Raw genomic sequence first — 23,695 nt, forward strand, 5'->3', positions numbered from 1 at the left:
TGAGGCCGCCACCGGCCCCGAACCGCACCCCACCGCAGCTCGGCACATCGGCATGTCGAGGCGCGGTTCGACCGCGTCGGCCGGCCGGTCACCGGCCGTACGCCCGCTGGCACGCCTGCCTGCCCACCGGGCAGGCCTTCCCGATTACGAGATGATGCGCGACTGCGACACCCTGCTGGTGGTCGGTTCGAGCTTCCCGTACAGCAACTTCCTGCCCGGCTTCGACCAGGCCCGCGCCGTGCAGATCGACCTGGACCCGTCCATGATCGGGATGCGTTACCCGTTCGAGGTGAACCTCGTCGGCGACGCCGCCGGAACGCTGCGCCGCCTCATCCCGCTGCTGGAGCGCAAGGCCGAAGGTCCGTGGCGCAAGTCCGTCGAGGACAACACGGCCCGCTGGTGGGAGGTGATGCGGCGGCGCGCCGAGGTCGCCGCGGAGCCCGTCAACCCGGAGTACGTCGTCCACACCCTGGACGCCCTGCTGCCCGAGGACGCCATGCTGGCCGCCGACTCCGGCTCGGCGGCGAACCGGTACGCCCGGCACCTGCGGATGCGCGGCACCATGCGCGGCTCGCTCTCCGGCACACTGGCCACCATGGGCCCCGGGGTGCCGTACGTGATCGGCGCCAAGTTCGCTCACCCCGACCGCCCGGCGATCGCGATCGTCGGCGACGGCGCGATGCAGATGAACGGCCTGGCGGAGCTGATCACCGCCGCCAAGTACTACCACGAGTGGAGCGATCCGCGCCTGGTGGTGGCGGTGCTCGACAATCACGACCTGAACCAGGTCACCTGGGAGATGCGGGCGATGCAGGGCGCGCCGAGCTTCCTGCCCTCGCAGCACCTGCCCGACGTGCGCTACGCCGACATCGCCCGGTCCTTCGGCCTGGACGGGGTGCGGGTCGAGAGGCCCGAGGACGTCGGGCCCGCGTGGACCGGGCGCTGGCCGCGCGGCGCCCGTTCGTCATCGACTTCCGCACCGACCCGGCGGTGCCGCCGATCCCGCCGCACGCCACCTGGGACCAGATCAAGGCCGCCGCCTCCGCCGTCCTGCACGGCGACAGCGACCGCGGCTCCGTCATCCGCCAAGGGGTGAAGGCCAAGGTCCAGGAGTTCCTGCCCGGCGACGGGAGCTGACCGTGACCGCGGAAGCCGGCAGCGAGGGCCTGGACCTCACGGCCCTGGAACGGGCGCTGCGCGCCGAGGTAGACGGGGAGGTCCGCTTCGACGCCGGCAGCCGCGGCGCCTACGCGACCGAAGGATCGAACTACCGGCAGGTCCCGCTCGCGGTGGTGCTGCCCCACACGGTCGAGGCCGGCGCCGTGACCCCCGCTGCCGGCCCCGGTGACACCTGCGGGTGTGACCGACACCCCCGATCGGTGGTCGCCGGCGCCGGGCAGACGGGAGAGCAGGCGTTCAGCCCGCCTCGGGGAAGCGCTCCCAGACGCGGTGCGTGCCGAGTTGCTCCGCCAGCGCCGAGACGGCCCGCGAGCCGTCCGTCTCGGTGAACACACCCGGCGCGTGCGGATCGACGCCCGCCGCGGCCCACAGGGCGCGGGCGTCCGCGAGACCGGCGATCGGCTTGGCGTGCCGGTAGGCCTCGTTCACCAGCAGGACGACCCGGGAGTCGAGCGTCCGCTGGCCGCCCGCGACCGCGCCGGACTTGGCGTCCCGTGCACCACGGTCATCGGCACCGGGCTCGGGAGTATGGGCCACCAGGAGCGCGTCGAACTCGACGGAGCGGGCGGCGGCGAAGGTCCGCTGCACATCGAGGTCGTCGGCCGCCGGCGCTCCGGTGGGGCCGATGACCAGCGGCAGCAAGCCCGCGGCACGCGCGGCGTCCCGCACGCCGCGGACGACGGCGGGGTCGCCGCCGGTGCCGGCGATGATGCCGAGCACACGGCCGGTCGCGGGCCACCGTTGCCCGAGCTGGGACAGGGCCCGACTGGGGGTGACGTCGACGTGCGCCGCGGCTGCCGGCGCCGGCAGACCCAGCCCGGTGGCGACCTCCCGGCAGAGCTCGTCGTCGATCCGCGCCAGGACGGTCAGCACGCGTTCCCTGATCGCCTGCTCGTGGACCTTGGACAGTTCGAAGGTGTAGGCGGCGATCACGTGCCCGCGTTCCACCGGGCTCAGGCTCAGCCAGAACAGCCGGGGCTGGCTGAAGTGGTCGTCGAACGAGGCGGGCGCCTCGCGCACCTTGGCTCCGGCCGCGATCGGTGTGGGGTGCTCCACGAAGGCGTGGTCGGCGGCGTCGGCGAAGAACGGGCAGCCACCGTCGAGCGAGTTCGGCTTGTACGGCGCGACGCCGCTGTGGACGGCGTCCTGGTGGAAACCGTCGCGGAGCATGTCGTTGACCGGGGCGTGGGTGCGGTTGACCGGGATCTGGGCGAAGTTCGGGCCGCCCAGTCGCGTGATCTGGGTGTCAAGGTAGGAGAAGAGGCGACCGGAGAGCAGCGGGTCGTCGGTGATGTCGATGCCGGGAACGAGGTGGCCCGGGTGGAAGGCGACCTGTTCGGTCTCGGCGAAGTAGTTGGTGGGGTTGGCGTTGAGCGTCATCAGGCCGATCGGCCGGACCCGGGCGAGCTCCTCCGGAACGAGCTTGGTCGGGTCGAGCAGGTCGATGCCCTCGAAGGTCTGCTCCGGCGAGTCCGGGAACGTCTGGATGCCGAGCTCCCATTGCGGGAACACCCCGGCCTCGATCGCGTCCGCCAGATCCCGACGGTGGAAGTCGGGGTCCATGCCGCCGATCAGCTGTGCCTCCTCCCACACCAGCGAGTGCACTCCCGCCTTCGGCTTCCAGTGGAACTTCACCAGCGTGCTCGCGCCCTCGGCGTCGATCAGGCGGAAGGTGTGGATCCCGAAGCCCTCCATCATCCGGTAGGAACGCGGGATGCCACGGTCGGACATGTTCCACAGGGTGTGGTGGGTGGCCTCGGTGTGCAAGGAGACGAAGTCCCAGAAGGTGTCGTGCGCGGACTGGGCCTGGGGGATCTCCCGGTCCGGGTGCGGCTTGGCGGCATGGACGATGTCCGGGAACTTGATCGCGTCCTGGATGAAGAACACCGGGATGTTGTTGCCGACCAGGTCGAAGACGCCCTGACCGGTGTAGAACTTGGTGGCGAACCCGCGGGTGTCACGAACCGTGTCCGCGGAGCCGCGCGACCCCAGCACGGTGGAGAACCGCACGAACACCGGTGTCTCCACCCCCTCGGCCAGGAACGCCGCCTTGGTCACGCCCGCCGCCGTGCCGTAACCGCGGAAGACGCCGTGCGCAGCGGCACCCCGGGCGTGCACCACCCGCTCCGGGATCCGCTCGTGATCGAAGTGCGTGATCTTCTCGCGCAAGTGATGGTCCTGCAGCAGCACGGGGCCGCGGGGTCCGGCCCTGAGCGAGTGGTCGCTGTCCGGCAGGCGGACGCCCTGCGCCGTGGTCAGGTACCCGCCGTTCTGCGCCCGCGCGGCGTCGGCCCCGGCGGCACGGCCTGTCGCCGACACCGCCGCGGGTGCTTCCTGGTCGGGCTTGGGCGGCAGCGGCGCACGCGGCTCGGTCGGTTCCGCCACGGACGGTGACTGCGGGCCGGGGGCACCGGGCACCTGTTCGGTCACTCTCCGCACAGGGTGGGGCTTGTCCATGACTACTCCGATCGGATGTCCGGGCCCGCCCGGGATCGGCGGGGGTACCGGACGCGCGGTTCGCCGCAGCGCCCGGGCGCTGCGGCGGCGAGGCTGGTCCGCCATCGTCTGCCCACCTTCGGCGGGAGCACGCGACCCCGGCGCCCGAAAGGGGCCACCGGTCGCCCGACGAACCTCGCCCGTCGAGCCTCCCCCGGTTGCGGCGCCGCACTGCGCGCCGTGTTCACGGTTCACCCGGGCGCTGCTCGGCCTGACGCCCGGGGCGTCGGCGCCCACCCCGGACGCCGCCGCTACAGCCCGGGGGTGTACGGGGCGATGCCGATGATCAGGATGTCGCGCCGGCCGTCCTCACCGTCGTCGCCGAGCCGGACCGGGCCGACGTAATGGCTGACGCGGCGGTCGTGAACGCCGTAGCCGTCCAGCGGCTCGGTCAGGACGAAGCGGTCGTGAAGGGCCTCGGGCGCCAGCGCGTCGGGTTGCCGCCCGGCACTCTCGGGCGTGGCGATGACGTTCTCCCCGCCCTCGACGTTCCGTCGGCCGATCAGGTGGGCGAAGGTGAAGGTGGCCGGTGAACCACCGTCCTGGTGCAGGCAGTTCGGCGAGGAGACCGCTTCCTCGTCCCGACCGTGCACACCGAGCGCGATCAGGTGGATGCCGACGTAGACGGGGACCCGATGGAGGTCATCCAGCCACAGCGCGTGCCCCAGGTCGGCGCGGATCAGGGCGTCGAGAAGCCGGTTTCCGCGCAGGGCGGGCGGGATGTCGGGCAGTCTCCGGAGCACTCGTGGGTACTCCGGGTTGTGCTCGTCCTGCCAGTACTCGGTGACGGTGCCGAACTCCTCGTCGGGCGCGCCGGGGATGTAGGACAGCTCACCGGTCCACGGCAGGTACACGGCGTGCGAGTAGCGGCGGAACCGGTTGGTCGCCCACGCATACGGATCCCGCGGCAGGTCCCGGTAAGCAGCGGCCAGCACGGCGAAATCCTCCGCCAGGGCTCCGGCGTCGACCCCCAGGTCGGCGGAGTCCAGCCGGGCGTAGCCGTCCCGCCGGACCGTCGTGGTCCGTCCCGCCGGCTGGACTCCGCCCATCCGGCCGGACGTGTTCGCGGTCTCGTCCATCGGCTGCTCCCAGCGCTCGCGGCCGGGCTCCGGCACGGGGCCGTTTCCCCGCCCTGTCCCGCCGTGCCCTTCCACGCTGGCACGCCGCGGGCGGTCGCACCGCCGGGGCGTCCGCCGTGCGGATGAGCGCGGGCCGCGGCCGGCACCAGTCGGAAGTGCGCACGGCTCCGGCCTGCTCGACCGCTGTCTCGCCCGCACCGGCATCGACGCCCAGCAGGAGGACGGCCCCGGGCGGCCGGAGGACCTCGCCAACCTCTGGACGCCGTCGGACACCTCCGACGACCACGGCGCGCACGGCCGCTTCGACAACGAGGCGCGCGAGCGCAGCGCGCAGCTGTGGGCCTCCCAGCACCACGGCCTGCTCGCCGCGGGCGGTGCGGCACTGCTCGGCGCCGCGGCGGGTTCGCTGGCGCGGCGGCGGCTCCCGGCCCTCCCCTGTCGCACGCCGGCTCCATGACCTCGGCGTGGTCCGGAACATCAGGGTCACCGGGTGGGAGCGGTTCGCCTCCCTCAGCGAGAGCCTGCGCCAGGGGCTGACCGGCCCCGGGTTCGTGGCCGACGTCGCGGACGGAACCGCCTTGTGAGGTGAATGGCGTTCACCTACAGTGGTGAACGCCATTCACCTTTGAGGGGGTCCGCAGTGCCCATTGATTCGCCCTCCCCACACCCACACCCACCCCCGTCCGCCGATCGCCGCGTCATGGCCGTGCTGGCGGCAGGGGGAGTCGTCACCACGCTGGTCCAGACCGCCGTCGTGCCGCTGCTGCCGCAGTTGCCTCGGCTGACCGGCGCGGCGCCCGTCGATGTCGGGTGGGTGGTCACGCTCACGTTGCTGACCGGGGCGGTCGCGACGCCGTTGCTGGGGCGGGCCGGGGACATGTACGGCAAGCGGCGGATGCTGCTGGTCTCGCTCGGTGCGCTCGCCGTCGGGTCGCTGGTGTGCTCGTTCGCCTCCACCCTCCCCTGGCTTCTGGCCGGCCGCGGGCTACAGGGGGTGGGGGCCGCGGTGGTGCCGCTGTCGATCAGTTTCCTGCGGGGCGTGCTGCCGCCGCATCGGACGGGTTCGTCGGTGGCGCTGATGAGTTCGACGGTGGGGATCGGTGCGGCTCTCGGTCTGCCACTGGCCGCGCTGCTGGTGCAGTTCGCGGACTGGCATGCGATGTTCTGGGCGATGACCGTGCTCTCGGCGGCGGTGCTCCTGACGGCCTGGTGGGTGCTGCGGGAGGAGCCGGTTCGCTCGCCGGGACGGTTCGACGTGGTCGGGGCGTGCGGGCTGAGTGCGGGGCTGGTGCTTCTGCTGCTGGCGCTGTCCAAGGCGGGTGAGTGGGGGTGGGACAGTCGGCGGGTTCTGGGCCTGTCGGGGGCGGCGCTGCTGATCCTGGCGGGGTGGACCGTCCAGCAGCGCCGGGCGTCGCGGCCGCTGGTGGACGTGCGGCTCGCGACGCGTCCTGCGGTTCTGCTGCCGCATGTGGCCGCTTTGCTGGCCGGGTTCGCGTTCTACGCCAACTCCCTCGTCACCGCGCAGCTGATCCAGGCACCTCGGGTCACCGGGTACGGTCTGGGTCTCTCGGTGGTGGCGGCGGGTGCGTGCCTGCTGCCCAGTGGTGTGATCATGGTGCTGTGCGCCTCCCTGTCCGCCCGACTGTCCGCCGCCCGTGGAGCCAGGGCCACGCTGACCCTGGGCACGGTGGTCATCGCGACCGGGTACGGGCTTCGCTTCGCCGACAGTCGGCAGTTGTGGGCGGTCATCGCCGGTGCGGCCGTGGTCTCGGTCGGCACGGCGCTCGCCTACTCAGCGCTGCCCATGCTGATCATGCGGGCGGTACCGCTGGAGCAGACCGCCGCGGCGAACGGCCTCAACGTCCTCATGCGCACCATCGGGCAGGCCCTGTGCAGTGCGGTGGTCGCCACCGTGCTGGCGGAACACACCCGCGTGTTCGCCGACGTGTCGGGCGTGGCCGTGACGGCGCCTACCCTGGACGGGTACCGCGTGGCCTTCGCCGCGGCGGGGGCGGTCGCGTTGCTGGCCCTCGCGGCCGCCCGCCTCATCCCACGCCGGCCGCGACCCGCACCGTCCCCCCTCCAGGAGGCTGAACACGATGCCCGGCCCGAGCTCCGCCTCCCCCCGCAGCGGCCACCCGCGAACGACGTCCAGGAACCCGCCGGCACCGGCACCGCCGACGTCCGCCCCGGCACCGGACCGGGCGGCACGACCGCGTGACGCCGACGCGCGGCGCACGGAGATCCTCGCCGCCGCCCGGCGTGCGTTCGCACGCCATGCCTACGCCGACACGACCATCGCCGCCATCGCCGATGACGCGGGCGTCAGCCCGGCACTCGTGATGAAGTACTACGGCTCCAAGGAGCACCTGTTCAACCAGGTCTTCACCTTCGACGCCGACGCCACCGCCCTGTTCGACGCCCCTCTGGACGGCCTCGCCCGGCACATGGTCCTGCACCTGCTCGCCACCCAGCGCGGCCGGACCCGCGACCCGATCCTGCGCATCGCCTTCTCCCGTCACCACCTGGAACTCGGCGGTCAGGCCCGGGCCAACTTCCGCACGCAGGTCATCGACGCCCTCGCCGCCCGACTCCCCGGGCAGGACCCCGCGCTGCGAGCGGAACTGGCCATCGGCGTGCTGCTCGGCCTCGGGGCCCTGTACGCGACCGTCCAGGCCGACCGGCTGACGAGCCTGGCCCCCGACGAAGTCGCCGATCTGTACGTCCCGCTCCTGCAACCCCTGCTCAACGGCGAGGCTCCGGCACGTCGCTGAGCAGTACGTTCCCTGCACGAGCCCGGTGATCTTCCGCCGGGCACGCCCGCTCGCAACAGTGATCCCGCGTCAGACGTACACGCTCCGACGTGCCTTCCCGGACGCGCACTTTTCGAACACCCTGGCGGTCCTCGTGGCCAAGGGCTACTGGGCCAGCGCCTACCGCACCATATCCGACCCCGAGAAGCTGGCCGCCTACAACGAGCCGGCCGCTCCGGCCGTCAAGGCCGGAGGCGGACGGGTGCTCGTCCGCGGCGGGCAGCACGCTGGCCGCCGCGGAGTCGCTCGCCGGTGGCCTGCTTGCGCTGGGCCGGCCGACGCGGCCGGTGGGCGGCGCGACGACCGACCGTGAGGTCGCGCGGCTCCCCGCAATGGCTCGACGGATACGAGGAAAGGAGCAGCGCCATGGGCCGATTCGACGCATTCGCCGAATTGTTGGACTACCCGGTGTATGTCGTCACCGCGACGGCAGGGCAGGACCATGCGGGGTGTCTGGTCGGCTTCGCCGGCCAGTGCTCGATCCACCCGCCCCGCTTCGCCGTGTGGATCTCCAAAGCGAACCGTACCTATGCCGTCGCGTCGCATTCGCAGGTGCTGGTGGTCCATCTCCTGCCGACTCACCGGCATGACCTCGCGGAGCTGTTCGGCGGTCGTACGGGCGACGACGTCGACAGCTCGCGCCGCCAGCAGCAGGGTGGAGCCCGGCGGCAGGTGCACGGTGGCGTTTCCACGGGCGGCCTCGACGCCGGTGCCCAGGAGCAGGCTGTGCGGTGCGTGGAGGAGTTCGGCTCGGCCGTCGTGCGTGACGACCAGGGGCGGCGGGTGGCCGGCGTTGGTCCACGTCCAGGTCCAGCCGGACTCCGGGTGCGGACTCAGGCGTCCCAGAACGAGGGTGGCCATCAGCCGGTCGGTGACCCGGCCCATGGCGTGGTCGAGCTGGTCGACCACGCCGCTGGGCGGGCCCGGATGGGACCAGGCGAGGGCGCGGAGCATGTTGCGCAGCTGGGCCATGCCCGCGGCGGCCTCCAGGTCGTGGCCCACGACATCGCCGATGACCAGGACGGTGGCGTCGCCGGGCAGGGTGAAGACGTCGTACCAGTCGCCGCCGACCTGGGAGGCGTCCGGCGCGGACAGGTAGGCGGCATGCAGTTCGACCCCGGGCAGGTCGGGGAGGTGGGGCAGCAGGTGGCGCTGCATCGTCTCGGCGACCCGCCGCTGGCGCTGATACAGGCGCGAGTTGGAGATCGCCACGCCGGCCCGGCGGGTGATGTCCTCCAGCAGCGAGAGGTCCCGGGTGGCGAACCGCACCCGGCCGTCACCGCGTCCCAACGTGAGCGCGCCGAGGACCTCCTTGGCACCGCGGACGGGGGCGATGGCGGCCGAACGCATGCCCGTGGCGGCGAACAGTTCGTGCTGGACGACCGCGATGCCCGAGTCGGGTCGGCCTTGGTAGACCTGCGGGCCGGCCAGGGAGGCGGCGGTGCCGCGCAGGGCGCGCGAGAGCGGCATCGGGGACTGCGGCGACACGGCGGGTATCGGCCCTTCCAGCTCCGGATGCCGGACCGGGCGGCCGTCCCGGTGCTCGACCACGCGGGTGCGCCAGATGTCGCCGGTGTCGTCGATGAGGTCGATCACCATCCAGTCGGCCAGGTGCGGCAGCACCAGGCCTGCCAGCCGGTCGACCATCTCCTCCTCGTTCATCGTCGACGTCAACGAGGTGGTGGTCTCGGCGAGCAGGGCGAGCCGTTCGAGTTCGGACAGCTGCCCGGGAGCGTCGGGAGCCGTGTCGGCCGGGCGGAGGTGGAACAGCACCAGGGTCGCCGGACCGCCGGCCGTCTGGTAGGGGGGTTGCGGTCCACTGCACCGGCAGCAGCACGCCGTCACCCCGCGCGAACCACGTGCTCGCGCCACTGCACGCGGCACGGGACAGCACTGCGTCCATGAGCGGGCACTGCGCCCGTGGGAGAACACTGCCGTCCGGGCCGCGGTGCAGCAACTCGTGGTGGTCTCGGCCGAGCACGTCCGCACGCGCCGTTCCCAGCAGCGCGAGGGCGTGGTCGTTGACCGCGACGATCAGCCCGCTGTCCTCGACCACGTACGCGCCCAGGTCGCCGACTTCCGGCGCCGAACCCGACGGCGCGACCGGCACCGGCTCCTGCCCTCGCATGGGACTCACCCTTCGCCCATCGGATGGGAGTTGGAAGGTGGCACCAGTGGATCACGCGATTGCCGCATCCGCGGGACGCGGGTAAACCACGTCCTGACCCGGTGGCACGGCGGCGAGGCCCGGAAGCCGCCCCGCTGTTCACATGCTGGTGAGCAGCTGCGGCGACAGGGTCTTGATCACGGGTGCGCTCACCCCGATCACTCCAGCGGACCGCGCGGATGCAGGCTATGCCGCGGCGGCCCCCGTGGTGTCCAGCAGCTCGGCGAGCTCGGACCGGTGACCTTTGCGGCGGCGTCGAGGGCGAGCTGGGTCATCTTCTGCTGGTGCTCGGTGGCTGTCTTCAGGGCTTCCTGGGCGCGTTCGCCGGCGGCCTTGTCGTTGCCGGCGGCGGCTTCGATGCCCTTGGTGAGCACCTGGCTCATGCTGTTGAGGCCGCTCATGTCCCGGAACAGGTTGGCGGTCGCGATGGCCTGCGCGGTCTGGAGGCCGACCGGATCGGGCATCGCCACCAGCGGCGTGAACTTCGCCTGGGAGACGCCCATGCCGGCCGCCGTGGTGTCGGGGTTCTGCGCGCGCGAGGCGGTGGAGATCGGGGCGATGTCGGCCGGTGTGATCTGGATGGGCGGGTCCTTCCAGTTCCAGAAGCGGGTGAGGTCGATCTTCTCGGCCGAGTTGGACCGACCAAGGACGGCCTCGGCGAAGACGCCGTTGGTGGCGATGGCGATCGTGCTGGCCACCGGCGTCCCGAACGTGTTGTCGCCCGCCTGGCGGGTCTTGGTCCAGTCATCACGTTCCTGCTCGCTGCCGAAGTTCCAGCGGAAGCCGAGGTAGTTGCCGGTGGCGGCGATCGGCTTCGGGTCCAGCAGCATGCCGAGCGGGACGGGTGCCGCGGTCGAACCCGACGGCGTGTAGGAGTAGTTGGCGAGGATGCGGCTGAGCGTCAACTCGTCGGCGTTGGCCCAGACGGCCCGGCTGTAGTGGCGGCGGTTGTCGTTCAGGCGGTCCAGGACCGCCTGGGGCACGCTCGCGCCCCGCACGTGGAAGCCGATGGACGAGACGTAGGTGCGGCCGCCGGACTTCACCGTCGAACCGAACAGCCCGCAGATGGCCGAGGCGCCGCCGGCGTCCTCGTTCAGGTCGGGTGCGGCGGCGGTGGTCGCGGCGATGCCGAAGTCGGCCACGCCCGAGGTCATCGTCAGGCGCAGCCCGGCGAGGCCGCCGCGGGCGGCCGTGCCGGACCAGGCGTCGACGGAGATCAGCTTGTCGGCGCCGCCGAAGGTGTAGGAGTCGTGTTGCTGCGTGCCGGAGTCGCCGGGGTCGCCGTAGCGGACGGTGCGAGTCGGGAAGACCACCTGGATGCTGCGAACTCCGGCATTGTCGGACCAGACGTCGATCCTGGACGCGTAGGAGGAGTCGTCCTTCGGCTGGTCGTCGAAGGCTGTCGGTGCCTCCCGTGCCAGGATCCGGGACAGTGTCCCGTTACTCATGAGCACCCAGTAGTCCCCGTCGGCGGCCGAGGCGATCTGCGCCAATCCGACGATGTTCTGTAGGCCACCGGTCGTGGGACGGGCCAAGGCCGTCGTACCGGGCGCCATCACGAAGGGCAGAGTCTCGGTGCTGGACTGGGGCTGTACGACGGCCCAGACCGCACCGCCGGAAGTGGAGGACAGACGCTGCACGCCCGGGCCGCCCCGTTGCAGCCAGCCGGTGCCGCTGCGCTCGTACATGGTACTGGACCGACATCGCGTGCATGTGGTTGTAGTTGGTGACGACCCGGGTGAGGACCTGGTCCTTCTCCGACTGCCACGTCTCACGGACGGCCGTCATGTTCCTGCTGCGGGCCGCGGTCGCCAGCTGCTGGGTCCGCGCGCTGATCCGCTGCGACGCCTCGTCCGCGACCGACCGCACACCGGTTGAGCGCGACACCGCGGTCGCGATGCCCGTGCTCGACGACCTGCTCCAGTCGCCGCCGATGCCGAAGAGTGGGACGCCGACGCTGCCGCCGGAGCTGGACGACTGGCTGGCCTGGAACCCGAAGGAGTCGCCGTACTGCTCCTCGCGGGCGATCGCGCTCGCGACCTCGCTGATCGACCGGTTCTGGTCGGTGATTCCGGACAGTGCCTCGTTCTCGGACGCCGTCTCGGTGCCGGTGGCCTTGGTGGTGCGTTGCCAGTCGACGACCGCGACCCTGGTGCTCTCGCCGGGCGCGAGCGCGAGGCTGTGCAGCAGTCGGCCGAGCGTGACGCCCTGGGCCGACCAACTCTGCTCCGTGGTGACGATCATGCCCTCGGCCGGGCGCTCGTAGAACGGCAGGTTCTCCTCGCCGGGGTCGATGGCACCGGTCAGTTTGCGCGCGGGCTTCGCCCCGGGGATGTCGGTCAGCACCACCGAGCGGTACCGGACGATCTCCGTCGGGTAGTTGCCGGTAGTCGGAAGCAAGTCCCTCGGTGTCGCACCGTCAAGAGCCGCCTTGTCCACCTCCGTCGTGGGCGACGCACTCGTCGGACCCGTCGAGGTGGCCGTTGGCGTGGTGGCAGGTGTTCCGGTGGTCGGGGTGGTCATCCCGATTCCCGTCTGCGAAGAGGGCGAGGGAGATACCGACATGGCCGCCAGGACTTGCAGCGCCTACGCCAAAAGGCGATTGGCGCCTTCCAGGCCGCTCGAAACTACACAGCCTGATCACAGCATCAGCACAGTTGGCCGAACTTGGCCGGAACCAGTTCCCGCCCCGAGGCCCTTCGGTAGCACCGGCTCCAGGAGGTCGTGCGTAGCCAAACGGCACCGCGCGCCCCGGCACCACGCAGGGCTCACGGCACGACCGGCGACCCAGGAGGTCCGCGGAGCAGCTGCCGAGCCGGAGGTGGGCCGGGGCGGTTGGGTTCAGGCGCGGGCGGGGTGGGTGAGGCCGTGCCAGGCGGCGTAGCCGCCGAGGAGGTCGGAGACGTCGGGGTGGCCGTGGTGGCGGAGCAGGCTGGCGGCGATGGAGGAGCGGTGGCCGCCGGCGCAGTGGACGACCAGGGGGCGGTCGGTGGGGATCTCGTCCAGGCGGGCGGGGAGTTCGGCCAGGGCGATGTGCAGGGAGCCTTCGACGGATCCTGCTTCGCGTTCGCCGCTGGTACGCACGTCCAGGACGGTGGGGGGCTGCTCGCCGTCGAGGGCGGTGCGGAGTTGGTCAGCGGTGAGGCGACTGGCGGGGGTGAGGTCGTCGGCGAGGGCGGGCAGGGCGTTGCCGGGGTTGCGCAGGTAGCCGGCGATGTGGTCGAAGCCGATGCGGGCGAGGCGGGTGACGACCTCGTCCTCGCGGTCCTGGGGCGCGATGATCGCGAGGGTGCTGTCGGGGGTGAGGACGGTGCCGGCCTGTTCGGCGAAGCGGCCGTCGAGGGGCACGTTGACGGCGCCGCGCACGTGTCCCGCGCCGAAGTCCTCGGGGCTGCGGGCGTCGAGGACGACGGCGCCCGCGGTGCGGGCCTGCCTGAAGCTCTCGGGGCACAGCGGGCGGGCGGCGTTCGCGCGGTCGAGCAGCGGGCGGTCCTGCCGGTTGAGGGCGGCGTCGTGGCCGAAGTAGGCGGGGGCGGCGGACTGGCCGGCGGTGACGATGCGGACGAAGGTGTCCTGGTCCATCGGCCGGCAGGCGTAGTTGGTCCGGCGCTGCGCGCCGATGGTGGACCGCTTCTCGGTGGAGAGGTTCTTGCCGCAGGCCGAACCCGCCCCGTGGGCGGGGAAGACCAGGGTCTCGTCGGGCAGGGCCATCAGCTTGCGGTGGACGCTGTCGTACAGCATGGCGCCGAGTTCCTCGGCGGTGACGCCGACCGAGGCGAGCAGGTCGGGGCGGCCGACATCGCCGATGAACAGCGCGTCGCCGGTGAGCACCCCGTACGGGACGGTGTCGTCGGGCTGCTCGAAGACGAGGATGCTGATCGACTCGGGCGTGTGCCCGGGCGTCTCCATGATCTCCAGGGTGACGTCGCCCAGCTCGATCCGCTCTCCGTCGGCCAGCTTGCGGATCGGGTACTCGGTCTCCGCCCGCCGCCCGTACCCGATCCAGGCGCCGGTGCGGTCGGCCAGTTCGAGGTGACCGGCCAGGAAGTCGGCGTGGAAGTGGGTGTTGATTACCGCCTCGACGGTGAACCCGTGGGCCTCGGCGTCGGCGACGTACTCGTCCACGTCGCGGCGCGGGTCGACCACGACGGCGCGGCCGGTGCGCTCGTCGGCGATCAGGTACGAGGCCTGGGAGAGGCAGTCGAGGTAGAACTGGGCGAAGTACACGGGAACCCTCCTGGGCCGCATCGGGCGCCACGGCGCCGTCGTGATACCCCCCTCGGTATATTTGCCAGCATACGGCCTCCGAGGCCGATACGGGCGGGGGTATCGGTGAACGATTTCGATAATACCCCCGGGGGTACTATGGTGGACATCGAGGGGGACGGCCGCCGCCACCGAGCCAGGTACGGGCGGGGCCGAGGAAGCGCCGGCCACGCCGCCGTACCGGGCCACCGGGCCCGTACGGACACCCGTGCGCCCGACGCCGCCCCCGATCCGCCGGACCGCCGCGGTCCGGCCTGCACCACTGGAGACACCCCATGCCTTTGCTGCCGCACGCCCACGGGCCCGGCCCCGATGGGCACAGCGCCCCCGGGCAGACCACCCCCACCAAGGCCCAGGAGCTCGCCCGTACCGGCGCCGCCGTCCTGCTCGACGTCCGGGAGGCCGCCGAGTTCACCGTCGGCCACGCCCCCGGCGCGCTGCACCAGCCGCTGATCGCCCTGGTCGCCGGTGTGCCGCTGCCGCCCGAGGCGGCCGACCGGACCGTGCTGGCGGTCTGCCGCTCCGGCAATCGCTCCCAGCGCGCGGCGGAGCTGCTCGCGCAGCGCGGTATCGAGGTGCTGAACGTGGCCGGCGGCATGCGCGCCTGGGCGCTGGCCGGGCTGCCGGTCACCACGCCCGGAGGCAGCGCCGGGCACGTGATATGACCACGCTGCTCCTGGCGCTCGCCGCCGGTGCCGTGGTCGGGCTCGCGCTGGGCGGGCTGGGCGGTGGCGGCAGCATGCTCGCCGTGCCCGCGCTGGTCTACCTGCTGGGCTTCAGCCCGGCGCTGGCCACCACGGCCAGCCTGGTGATCGTCGCGGCGACCTCGCTGACCGGGCTGCTCGCCCACGCCAGGACGGGCCGGGTCCGCTGGCGCACCGGCGCGCTGTTCGCCGCCGCCGGACTACCGCTAGCCGCGGCCGCGGGGGCGCTGTCCGCCCACCTGCCGGGCGCGCTGCTGACCGGGGCCTTCGCGGTGCTGGCGGCGCTCGCGGCCTGGCGGATGCTGGTACCGCCCAAGGCGCAGGCGCAGGAACGTTCCGCCGCAGGCCTCGGCCGCTCCACGGCGGCGGGCGCCGGGCTCGGCGCCGTCACCGGACTGCTCGGCGTCGGCGGCGGCTTCCTCGCCGTACCTGCCCTGGTCTCGGTGCTCGCCTTCACCATGGCCGAGGCCGTCGGGACCAGCCTGCTGGTCATCTCCGCCAACTCGCTCGCCGCCCTGCTGCCCCGCCTCGGCGCGACCGGCACCATCGACTGGGCCGTGGCCGCCCCCTTCACCGGGGCCGCGATCCTCGGCGCCTGGGACGGCAAGCGGCTGGCCGACAAGCTCAACGGGCGCACCCTGCAGAAGGTCTTCGCCCTCGCCCTGCTCGGCGTCGCCGCGCTGATGCTGGTCACCACGCTGACCTGATCACGGCACCGGGCCCACCCCCACAGTCCCTCCTTCCCGACACCCGGACACCCGGACACCCGGACACCCCCACCGTTCCCCGAGAGGACCCGCATCCCCATGACCACGCCGCTGACCGTCGAGCAGTTCCAGCCCCGCCTCGGACAGCTCACCATCATCGACGTCCGCTCCCCCGGCGAGTACGCCGCGGGCCACATCCCCGGCGCCCTGAACGTCCCGCTGAACCAGCTGGACCGCGCACTGCCGGCGCTGCGCGAGGCCGCCGGCCACAACGAGATCGCCGTGGTCTGCGCCGCCGGGCCGCGCGCCGCCAACGCCTGCGGTCGGCTCGCCGAGGCCGGCATCCCGACCCTCACCCTGGCCGGTGGCACCAACGCCTGGGCGAGCGCCGGACGGCCGCTGGACCAGGTGGCCGGCGCCCGCCGGACGTGGGCGATGGACCGCCAGGTCCGCATGGTGGCCGGCTCGCTGGTACTGGCCGGCCTGCTGGTCGACCTCGCTCTGCCGGGCGCCCGCTGGGTCTCCGCGGCCGTGGGCGCCGGGCTGGCCTTCTCGGCGCTGACCAACACCTGCGCGATGGGCTCGGTGCTCTCCAAGCTCCCCTTCAACCGGCCCCGCCCCGGCGCGCCGGGCCTGGACGAGACGCTCGCCACCCTGAAGCGCTGAAGCACTGACCCGCCGAGCGGCTGACCCGCCGACCCACTGAGCCACCGACCCACTGAGCCGGTGCGCCGCCGAGCCCGGTCCCGGCCCCGACCGTCACGGGGCCGGGACCACCCCCGAGGACGTGAAGGTCCCTGCCCACCCCCGTCGGGCAGGGACCTTCACCTTTCCCGCCGATCACCTCCCGGAAGCCGTCACCGCGCGGCCCGTTGACGCGAACGCGCCCACCATGTGAAATGTCACCCATCACATGCGATGCATCCTAACCCTGAACCTCATCCGATTTGAACGTTCAAACCGCATCGCCCCGTCCCCCCGACCGGAGGTAGCCAAGCCATGCCGCCCCGCACCCGCGCCTTACCGACCGGTGTCGCCCTGCTGGCCGTGCTCGCCGCCCAGGCCCTCGGCGCCGCACCGGCCCCGGCCGCCTCCGGCACCCCGCTCGTCGACGGCGGCAGCTACCTCCTCGGCTCCGCCCTGGACGGCAACTGCCTCGGCCCGCAGTACGCCCAGCCCGCCCCCGGCACCCCGGTGACCGGCGCGGCCTGCGGACGGCCGCTCAGCCAGCGCTGGCAGCTGCGCCGCACCGGCGACGCGTACCTGCTGGTCAACGCGGCCACCGGCCGCTGCCTCACCCTCGGCGGCCCGGAGCCCCGGCCGGCCACCGCCGACTGCGGCGCCTCCCCCGAGGCCGAGCGCTTCACGATCTCCCGCGCACCGCAGGGCACGTACACCCTCACCGCCCGCGGCACCGGCGCCTGCCTGACCGCCGACGCCACGCCGGCACGCCACCACTGCGACGCCCGCCCCGCCCACCGGTGGACGCTCACCCGCACCGAGCCGCTGGTCCTCGCCGACCCCGGCTTCGAACAGGGCTCGGACGGCTGGACCTTCACCGCCCACACCGGCACCGCCGCCAACAACCCGCACGGCGGCAGCCGCCTCGCCTACCTCGACGCCGGGCCCGGGTACGCGGTGAGCCAGCAGGTCACCGCCGTCACCGCGGGCAGCTACGACCTGTCCGCCTGGATCGCGACGGGCGGCGCGGGCGGCAGCCTCTCGGTCAGCGTCAACGGCACCGTGGTGCACTCCCTCCCGCTGCCCGAGCAGACCGTCTACGCCAAGTACTCCCTCCCCCGGGTGCCGGTCTCCCCCGGCGACCGGCTGACCCTCACCGTCGGCTCCTCCCCCACCGGCTGGATCAACGTGGACGACGCCGCCGTCGCCCCGTCCGCCCCGAACGACCCGGTCATCAGCTCCTCCGACCCCGAGGTCGTCGCGCTCTTCGACTGGGCCAAGACCAAGGCCAACAGCTGGGTGCAGCAGGCCGGCACCACCGGCGTGCTCGACCAGGACGAGAACCACCCCGGCGGCACCGGCACCACCACGTACGACGCCACCTACTGGGCCGGCTACCCGTTCCGCTCCGCCTTCTACAGCCGCGACTTCGCCCACCAGCTGGTCGGCGCCCACCTGCTCGGCCTGGACGCCGAGAACAAGACCATGCTGCGCGGCTTCGCCGGCTCCGCCACCGAGGTCAACAAGCTCTACCCGGTCTGGGCGCTCGACTTCGACGCCCGCAGCTACGCCGCCATCGACTACCGGAGCCCCGAACGCTTCGTCCGCGAGCTGCCCGCACCGTTCGAGCTCGTCCAGCAGACCGGCGAGGCCTTCCGCTGGACCGGCGACCGCGACTACGCCGACGACCCGGCCCTCGGCCGGTACGTCCGCAACACCCTCGGCCCGTTCATCGCCGCCCACCCCGGCCCGGTCGACAACCGCGGGCTGCCGATCCCGCAGGCCACCAGCCGCAGCATCTTCGCCGGCACCGCCAGCTACGCCGAGAACGCCACCCGCACCTACGCCGAGGCCGGGGACGCGATCGGCGCCCAGTACCAGGCCTACCTCGCCGCCGCCACGCTGGCCGAAGCCCGGGGCGACGCCGCCTCCGCCGCCGGCTACCGGAAGGCCGCCGAGGACCTGCGCGGCTACGTCAACTCCACCTGGAGCGTGGACGGTTCACAGCCCGGGGAGGTCGTGCACGGCTACGACACCACCGGCAAGCCGGTCACCGGCTGGGGCTACGAGGCGAGCGTGCTGATGCCCGTCAAGCAGCTGCTCGACCCCGGCCCGCGCCGGGACGCCTTCCTCGCCGCCATCGACGCCGCCGACTCGGGCCCGGAGCGCTCGGCCAACCTGGAGGCCTACACCTACCTGCCCGACGCGTTCTTCGCGAACCACGACGGCACCACCGCCTGGAAGTGGATGCGGCAGATCCACCGGAGCACCGGCGAGCAGCACGCCAGCGGCGCGATGCTGAACGGCGACTACCCCGAGGTCCCGTTCACCCTGCTCTCCCAGACCGTCCAGGGCCTGCTCGGCGTCACCCCGGACGCCGCCGGCCACGCCCTCGCCACCACCCCGCAGCTGCCCGCCTCGATGGACTGGCTCCAGGTCGCGGGCATCCCGGTGGGCGGCGGCACGGTGACCGTCCGCCACGACGGTGCCCGGCGCAGCACCGTCACCAACACCGGCGCCGAGCCGCTCACCTGGGAGGCTCGCCTCCCCGGGCGGCACGCCCGTGTCACCGTCGACGGCGAGCCGCGGGAGGCCCGCACCACCACCGTCGACGGCGCGGCCTACACCTCCACCACCGTGATCCTGGCCCCCGGGCGCTCCGCGACCGCGGGCGTCACCGACTGACCCCCACACCGCACCACCCGCGGCCGGCCGGCCCCACCCGGCCGGCCGCACCCCCTCCGCTTCCTGACGGCCCATCATCTCGACATCCCCACCCCCTCAGGAGGGCGCACATGCGCCGAACCCGCCGCCGTCTCGCGGCAACCCTGCTGTCCCTCACCCTCGCCACCGCCGGCCTCGGAGCCGTCGGCCTCGGCACCGCCGCCCCGGCCACCGCGCTCGGCAACGGCAACGCCCTGACCCCGCCCATGGGTTGGAACTCCTGGAACTCCCTCGGCACCGAGGTCACCCAGGAACAGGTCGTCCAGACCATCGACTTCATGGCCGCCAACGGCCTGGTGGCGGCCGGCTACGACACCGTCACCATCGACGACGGCTGGTCGCTGTGGCACCGCGACGGCCAGACCACCGACCTGGTCCGCAACGCCGACGGCGGCATGCAGCTGTACGACGCCGCCGGGAATCCGGTCAGCGGCACCGACGGCACCGGCAACGACCCCACGTCCGGCCACCTGATCCCGCGCCCCGACCACTTCCTCGCGCAGACCGTCGACGGGCACACCGTCAACGGCATCGAGTACCTCGCCCGCTACGCCCACGGCAAGGGCATGAAGTTCGGCCTCTACGCCACCGACACCTACCTCACCTGCCAGATGCACCCCGGCAGCCTCGGCCACGAGGGCACCGACGCGGCCGACTTCGTCTCCTGGGGCGTCGACTTCGTCAAGTACGACGACTGCCCGTACGGTCCGAAGATCACCGGCCCGGACGGCCACGACTACGGGACGCAGGGCGAGGGCAAGGAGCTGACCCGCTCGATCTACGCCCGGGTGCAGACCTTCCAGCACGCGCTGGACGCCGCCTCCGCCGCCCAGGGCAGGCCCAAGGTCACCCTCAGCGTCTCCGCCCAGCCCGTCCACACCGGTGCCCCGCCCCTGCTCGCCGCCGACGACCCGGCCCGCACCGACCCTGTGGTCCAGGCCGCCGGGACGGCCCCCTTCCACGCCCCCGGCTACGCGCCCACCGGCATCTGGTGCGGCCAGGTCGCCAACCTCTGCCGGATCGGCGGCGACCGGAGCAGCGATCTCGACGCGGTGCTCTGGAACGGGCAGTTGCCGACCGCGCTGGCGTACCCGGGCAACGTCCGCCCGGGCAGCTGGAACGACCTCGACCTGATGTTCACCGGCTGGCACGACGTCCACGGCCTGTGGGGCACCACCGACACCTGCCCCTGCCACAAGCCCTTCACCGACGACGAGTCCCGCACCGAGACCTCGGTCCTCGCCATGCTCGCGGCACCGCTGATCTCCAGCGCCGACCTGCGCACCGCCGCGCAGTCCCGGCGCAGCGAGGACGGCCACACCTGGTCCACCGGGATCGACGAGGCGAGCCTGGCGATCCTGAAGAACCGCGAGGTGATCGCCGTCGACCAGGACAGCCTGGCCAAGCCCGCCACCCTGGTCGGCGCCAAGCCGGCCGACGGGCACGCCCCGGTGGTGCTGAAGCGGCAGCTCGCCAACGGCGACACGGCCGTGCTGCTGGTCAACCAGGACCCCTCGGCCGGGCGTACGGTCGCCACCAGTCTCACCGAGCTGGGTCTCGGCGGCCCCGGCTACCGGGCCAAGGAGCTGTGGACGGGCGCGAGTTCGACCGTCACCGGCCCGCTCGGCGCCGCCCTCCCGCCGCACGGCGCGGCCCTCTACCGGCTCACCGCGACGTCGGCGGGCGGGCCGTCGGGCGTGGTCGACGACGGCGCGTACCACGCGCTGACCATCGGCGGCGGCCTCGCTCTCTCGCTGCTCGGCTCCTGCACCGCGCCGCTCGGCTCGATCACCGACCTGGAGCCGCGGCGCGGCGCCGACCCGGCGCAGCAGTGGACGTTCACCGGCAACCCCGACGGCACCGTCCGGATCAGCGACGACTGCGACACCCCCACTCATCGGCACACCGTGCTCTCCGCCGGAGCCTCCGCCGGTGACAGCGCCTACCTGCTCGACCTCGCGCCCGGAAACCCCTGGCAGGAGTGGAGGCTGACCCAGGACCCGGCCGGTTCCGTCACCGTGGCCAACGTCGCCACCGGCCTCGTCCTCGACGCCGGCCCCGGCACCGCCGGGACCCTCGTCACCACCCGCCCGGCCGCCGGCCAGAGCTGGGCGCTCGGGTCCTGAGCGGCCTCCCGTTCCCGGGGTCCGGCCGTCCGCCGATCGGTGCGGGCGGCCGGCACCTTCAGGTTCAGCCGCGTCGGAATCGGAATCGGAATCGGACTCGGGCCGAGGCGGGGGTAGGGAGGGGCAGGGAGGGGCGGGGCGACCGGCGATCCGCGATCAAGGTACCTTGACCGGTCATGACGGCCTTTCGTGTTGGTGTGATGTTCGACCGCTCCTGGGACCCGGCCGGGCTGCCCGCCTTCGCGCGGGAGGCCGAGGCCCTGGGGGCGGACGACCTGTGGGTCGTCGAGGACCTGGGATGGAACGGTGGGATCTCGGCTGCGGCGGTGGCCCTCGGGGCGACCGGGCGGATGCGCGTCGGCATCGGGATCGCACCCGCGCCCCTGCGCAGTCCCGCGCTGCTGGCGATGGAGGTGGCCACCCTGGCCAGGGTCTTCCCCGGTCGACTGGTGGCCGGGATCGGCCACGGTGTGCGGGAGTGGATGCGGCAGGCCGGTGTGGCCCCGCGGTCGCCGCTGGCGTTGCTGGAGGAGGCCCTCACCGCGGTGCGCGGCCTGCTGCGCGGCGAACGCGTCACCGTGGACGGGCGTGAACTGCGAATCGACGGGGTGGAGTTGGTCCACCCGCCGGCCAAGGACGCGATTCCTCCGGTGATCGCGGGGGTCGTCTCGCCCAAGTCCCTGGAGCTGGCCGGCCGGGCCGCGCAGGGCACGCTCGTGGCCGAGGGACACGGCCCGGAGGACCTGCGTACGGTCCGCGCCGCCGCGGAGCGCGGCGGCGCGGGCGTGGACCACACGATCACCGTCTTCACGTTCCTGGGCGTGGGCGACGCCGCGGCCCCGGCCCTGCGGGACGCCGTCGCCGGGCACGCGCAGTGGCTGGGGCGCGACGAGTCAGCGACGTTCGCGGCCGGCGGAACGGCGGCCGAGGCCGTGGCGGCGCTCGATGCGCTCGGGGAGGCGGGCGCGCAGACGGTGGTGCTGCGGATCTGCGGCCCGGAACCCCTCGTGCAACTGCGCGAGGTGATGCGGGCGCTCGGCAGGAGCGAGGACGTGCGGCACGGCCGGCTCCACGACTCCACCGCCGCGCCCTCACCCGTCGGGCGCCGATCCGCCGGATGATCACGGCGCCGGCGTCCGCCGCCCACCGACCGGATCCTCGACGGTTCGCGACCGGTGGGCCTGCCGGTCCCCGCGGATCTCTCAGCCCCGGGGTCCGGCCGTCCGCCGATCGGTGCGGGCGGCCGGCATCCGTGCCAGCACGGCCAGGCTGAGGCCGAAGATGAGCACGCCCAGCGGGACGTGGACCGACGGGACGTGCGCGACGCCCAGGACGACCTGCGCCGAGGCGAGCACCAGGAAGCCGGAGGCGTACAGGATCGGGCGGGGCGATCCGCCGCCCGGCCGCCAGGCCAGGACGGCGGCGAGCAGGTACAGCATCGCGGCGCCGTACATCACCCGGGCGCCGACGCTGTGCAGCGTCTCGCCGTAGGAGGTGGAGAGCAGCAGGCCGGCCGTGACCGCCTGGAAGAAGACCGCCGCGGTCTGGAGCGCGACGGTGACCCGCAGGTAGCCGCGGGTGCGCTGCTCCACCACCGCCTTCGACGACGCCTCCGGCGCTGCCCCTGCCGTGCTCTGGATGGCCATGGTGTGCCGTCCCCTCTTCTGCCTCGCGGCGGTCGGTCGGTAGTGTCCCGCTGATCCGACGACGCAGGCCCGCGAAGTGTGAGGCGGGGTTCCGCACCGAGCCGATGTCACACACCGGCGGGCCGAGTGGCCGGAGTGGCGACGGACGAGCAGAACCAGGGAGCAGCACCGACCATGGGCACCGAACCGGACCTGAGCGTGATCGTCGGCGAGCGGCGGCAGCTGGTCAACCTCGCGTACCGGCTGCTCGGTTCGCTGGCCGAGGCCGAGGACGCGGTGCAGGAGGCGTACGCCCGCTGGTACGCGATGTCGCGGCGGCAGCGGGAGGCCGTCGCCTCGCCGGGCGCCTGGCTGACCACGGTGGCCACCCGGGTCTGTCTGGACCTGCTCGGCTCGGCACGGGCCAGGCGGGAGCGCTACGTGGGCGAGTGGATCCCCGAGCCGCTGCCCGACCGCGCCGAGTGGATCGGCGGCTCGGCCGGCGGCGGACCGGCCGATCCCGCGGACTGGGTCACCCTGGACGAGTCGGTGGGCATGGCCTTCCTGGTCGTCCTGGAGGCGATGACCCCGGCCGAGCGGGTGGCGTTCGTCCTCCACGACGTCTTCCGCTACCCCTTCCCCGAGGTCGCCGCGATCGTCGGCCGCACCCCGGCGGCCTGCCGCCAGCTGGCCACCTCGGCCCGCCGCCGGATCGGCGCCGCGCCGGCCCCGACGACTCCGACGGGCGAACAAGCCGGTCTGGTGCGGCACTTCAAGGAGGCCTGGGAGGCCAGGGACATCGCGGCCCTGGTCGGCCTGCTCGCCCCCGACGCCACGATGACCACCGACGGCGGCGGCGTGGCGGGCGCGGCCCTGCGCCCGGTGGTGGGCGGCGAGCCGATCGCCCGGTACCTGGTCCACTTCGCCGCGAAGGCCCCCGGGCTGACGCTCCTCGAACGGTCCGTCAACGGCGGCCCCGGCCTGGTCGCCCAGCACACCGGCGTCACCGCGACGGTGGCGGCCTTCGCCCTGGCGGACGGCCGGATCACCCACATCTGGGCGGTGCGCAACCCGGACAAGCTGCGCCCGTGGACGGCGAGCGCCCCGCAGGGCGGCTGACGCCCCCAC

General features: G+C 73.3%; 16 protein-coding genes and 5 pseudogenes. 14 read left to right on the forward strand and 7 right to left on the reverse strand.

Annotated elements, in window-relative coordinates; translation table 11 throughout:
* Positions 1-139: 139 nt before the first annotated feature.
* Together ACIQOW_RS08885 and ACIQOW_RS08890 are read left to right on the forward strand one after the other, a co-directional pair.
* A pseudogene (locus ACIQOW_RS08885) lies at positions 140-1,137 on the forward strand (thiamine pyrophosphate-dependent enzyme); the annotation flags it as partial.
* Positions 1,134-1,322: pseudogene (locus ACIQOW_RS08890) on the forward strand (hypothetical protein); the annotation flags it as partial. The pseudogenes ACIQOW_RS08885 and ACIQOW_RS08890, both read left to right, overlap by 4 nt.
* A gap of 94 nt (positions 1,323-1,416) precedes the next feature.
* On the opposite strand, the gene ACIQOW_RS08895 reads toward ACIQOW_RS08890, so the two are convergent.
* Both ACIQOW_RS08895 and ACIQOW_RS08900 read right to left on the reverse strand, forming a co-directional pair.
* Positions 1,417-3,636 carry a catalase gene (locus ACIQOW_RS08895; RefSeq protein WP_401081505.1) on the reverse strand — a complete coding sequence of 740 codons (2,220 nt, stop codon included), beginning with the start codon at positions 3,634-3,636 and terminating at the stop codon, positions 1,417-1,419.
* A 290-nt stretch (positions 3,637-3,926) separates the two neighbouring features.
* Positions 3,927-4,790, reverse strand: coding sequence for a 2OG-Fe dioxygenase family protein (locus ACIQOW_RS08900; RefSeq protein ID WP_401081508.1), 864 nt, complete (start codon positions 4,788-4,790; stop codon positions 3,927-3,929).
* 664 nt (positions 4,791-5,454) lie between these two features.
* Between ACIQOW_RS08900 and ACIQOW_RS08905 the strand changes: the two genes are divergently transcribed.
* The 4 genes and pseudogenes from ACIQOW_RS08905 to ACIQOW_RS08920 all read left to right on the forward strand — a co-directional run.
* Positions 5,455-6,975 (forward strand): MFS transporter, encoded by a 1,521-nt coding sequence (locus tag ACIQOW_RS08905; protein ID WP_401081510.1) that lies wholly within the window; start codon positions 5,455-5,457, stop codon positions 6,973-6,975.
* A gap of 22 nt (positions 6,976-6,997) precedes the next feature.
* A complete protein-coding gene (locus tag ACIQOW_RS08910) occupies positions 6,998-7,528 on the forward strand; it encodes a TetR family transcriptional regulator (protein WP_401082840.1) in 531 nt (176 codons plus the stop codon).
* A gap of 133 nt (positions 7,529-7,661) precedes the next feature.
* Positions 7,662-7,820: pseudogene (locus tag ACIQOW_RS08915) on the forward strand (DUF1330 domain-containing protein); the annotation flags it as partial.
* Between the two features lie 113 nt (positions 7,821-7,933).
* Positions 7,934-8,143, forward strand: a pseudogene (locus ACIQOW_RS08920) (flavin reductase); the annotation flags it as partial.
* A 129-nt stretch (positions 8,144-8,272) separates the two neighbouring features.
* Here the strand turns inward: ACIQOW_RS08920 and ACIQOW_RS08925 are convergent.
* The 3 genes and pseudogenes from ACIQOW_RS08925 to ACIQOW_RS08935 form a co-directional block, all read right to left on the reverse strand.
* A pseudogene (locus tag ACIQOW_RS08925) lies at positions 8,273-8,917 on the reverse strand (PP2C family protein-serine/threonine phosphatase); the annotation flags it as partial.
* Positions 8,844-9,695, reverse strand: a complete 852-nt coding sequence (locus ACIQOW_RS08930) for a PAS domain-containing protein (protein ID WP_401082843.1) — start codon at positions 9,693-9,695, stop codon at positions 8,844-8,846. The pseudogene ACIQOW_RS08925 and the gene ACIQOW_RS08930, both read right to left, overlap by 74 nt.
* A gap of 197 nt (positions 9,696-9,892) precedes the next feature.
* Entirely contained in the window at positions 9,893-11,422 is a 1,530-nt protein-coding gene (locus ACIQOW_RS08935) for a hypothetical protein (protein WP_401081513.1), read from the reverse strand.
* A 38-nt stretch (positions 11,423-11,460) separates the two neighbouring features.
* On the opposite strand from ACIQOW_RS08935, the gene ACIQOW_RS08940 reads away from it, so the two are divergent.
* The gene (locus ACIQOW_RS08940; protein WP_401081516.1) at positions 11,461-12,000 is read left to right on the forward strand and encodes a hypothetical protein; all 540 of its coding nucleotides are present in this window, start codon (positions 11,461-11,463) and stop codon (positions 11,998-12,000) included.
* A gap of 575 nt (positions 12,001-12,575) precedes the next feature.
* Here the strand turns inward: ACIQOW_RS08940 and ACIQOW_RS08945 are convergent.
* Positions 12,576-13,961, reverse strand: a complete 1,386-nt coding sequence (locus ACIQOW_RS08945) for a rhodanese-like domain-containing protein (RefSeq protein WP_401081518.1) — start codon at positions 13,959-13,961, stop codon at positions 12,576-12,578.
* Positions 13,962-14,275: 314 nt separating this feature from the next.
* Between ACIQOW_RS08945 and ACIQOW_RS08950 the strand changes: the two genes are divergently transcribed.
* The 6 genes from ACIQOW_RS08950 to ACIQOW_RS08975 all read left to right on the forward strand — a co-directional run bounded on the left by ACIQOW_RS08950 (position 14,276) and on the right by ACIQOW_RS08975 (position 22,063).
* A complete protein-coding gene (locus tag ACIQOW_RS08950) occupies positions 14,276-14,665 on the forward strand; it encodes a rhodanese-like domain-containing protein (protein ID WP_401081521.1) in 390 nt (129 codons plus the stop codon).
* A complete protein-coding gene (locus ACIQOW_RS08955; RefSeq protein WP_401081524.1) occupies positions 14,662-15,411 on the forward strand; it encodes a sulfite exporter TauE/SafE family protein in 750 nt (249 codons plus the stop codon). The genes ACIQOW_RS08950 and ACIQOW_RS08955 overlap by 4 nt, the downstream gene beginning before the upstream one ends.
* A 99-nt stretch (positions 15,412-15,510) precedes the next feature.
* Positions 15,511-16,077, forward strand: coding sequence for a rhodanese-like domain-containing protein (locus ACIQOW_RS08960; RefSeq protein WP_401081527.1), 567 nt, complete (start codon positions 15,511-15,513; stop codon positions 16,075-16,077).
* 333 nt (positions 16,078-16,410) lie between these two features.
* Positions 16,411-18,777, forward strand: coding sequence for an RICIN domain-containing protein (locus ACIQOW_RS08965; protein WP_401081530.1), 2,367 nt, complete (start codon positions 16,411-16,413; stop codon positions 18,775-18,777).
* Between the two features lie 110 nt (positions 18,778-18,887).
* Positions 18,888-20,942 carry an alpha-galactosidase gene (locus ACIQOW_RS08970; RefSeq protein WP_401081533.1) on the forward strand — a complete coding sequence of 685 codons (2,055 nt, stop codon included), beginning with the start codon at positions 18,888-18,890 and terminating at the stop codon, positions 20,940-20,942.
* Positions 20,943-21,118: 176 nt separating this feature from the next.
* Complete coding sequence (locus ACIQOW_RS08975) at positions 21,119-22,063, forward strand: LLM class flavin-dependent oxidoreductase (protein WP_401081536.1); 945 nt, start codon at positions 21,119-21,121, stop codon at positions 22,061-22,063.
* Between the two features lie 81 nt (positions 22,064-22,144).
* Here the strand turns inward: ACIQOW_RS08975 and ACIQOW_RS08980 are convergent, their stop codons facing one another.
* Positions 22,145-22,588: a hypothetical protein gene (locus ACIQOW_RS08980; protein ID WP_401081539.1), complete on the reverse strand. Its 444-nt coding sequence runs from the start codon at positions 22,586-22,588 to the stop codon at positions 22,145-22,147.
* Positions 22,589-22,762: 174 nt separating this feature from the next.
* Here ACIQOW_RS08980 and sigJ point away from each other — a divergent pair, with 174 nt between their 5' ends.
* Complete coding sequence (gene sigJ, locus ACIQOW_RS08985; RefSeq protein WP_401081541.1) at positions 22,763-23,686, forward strand: RNA polymerase sigma factor SigJ; 924 nt, start codon at positions 22,763-22,765, stop codon at positions 23,684-23,686.
* The last annotated feature ends 9 nt before the right edge of the window (positions 23,687-23,695 follow it).

The organism is Kitasatospora sp. NPDC091335 (assembly GCF_044757205.1).
GTDB lineage: Bacteria > Actinomycetota > Actinomycetes > Streptomycetales > Streptomycetaceae > Kitasatospora.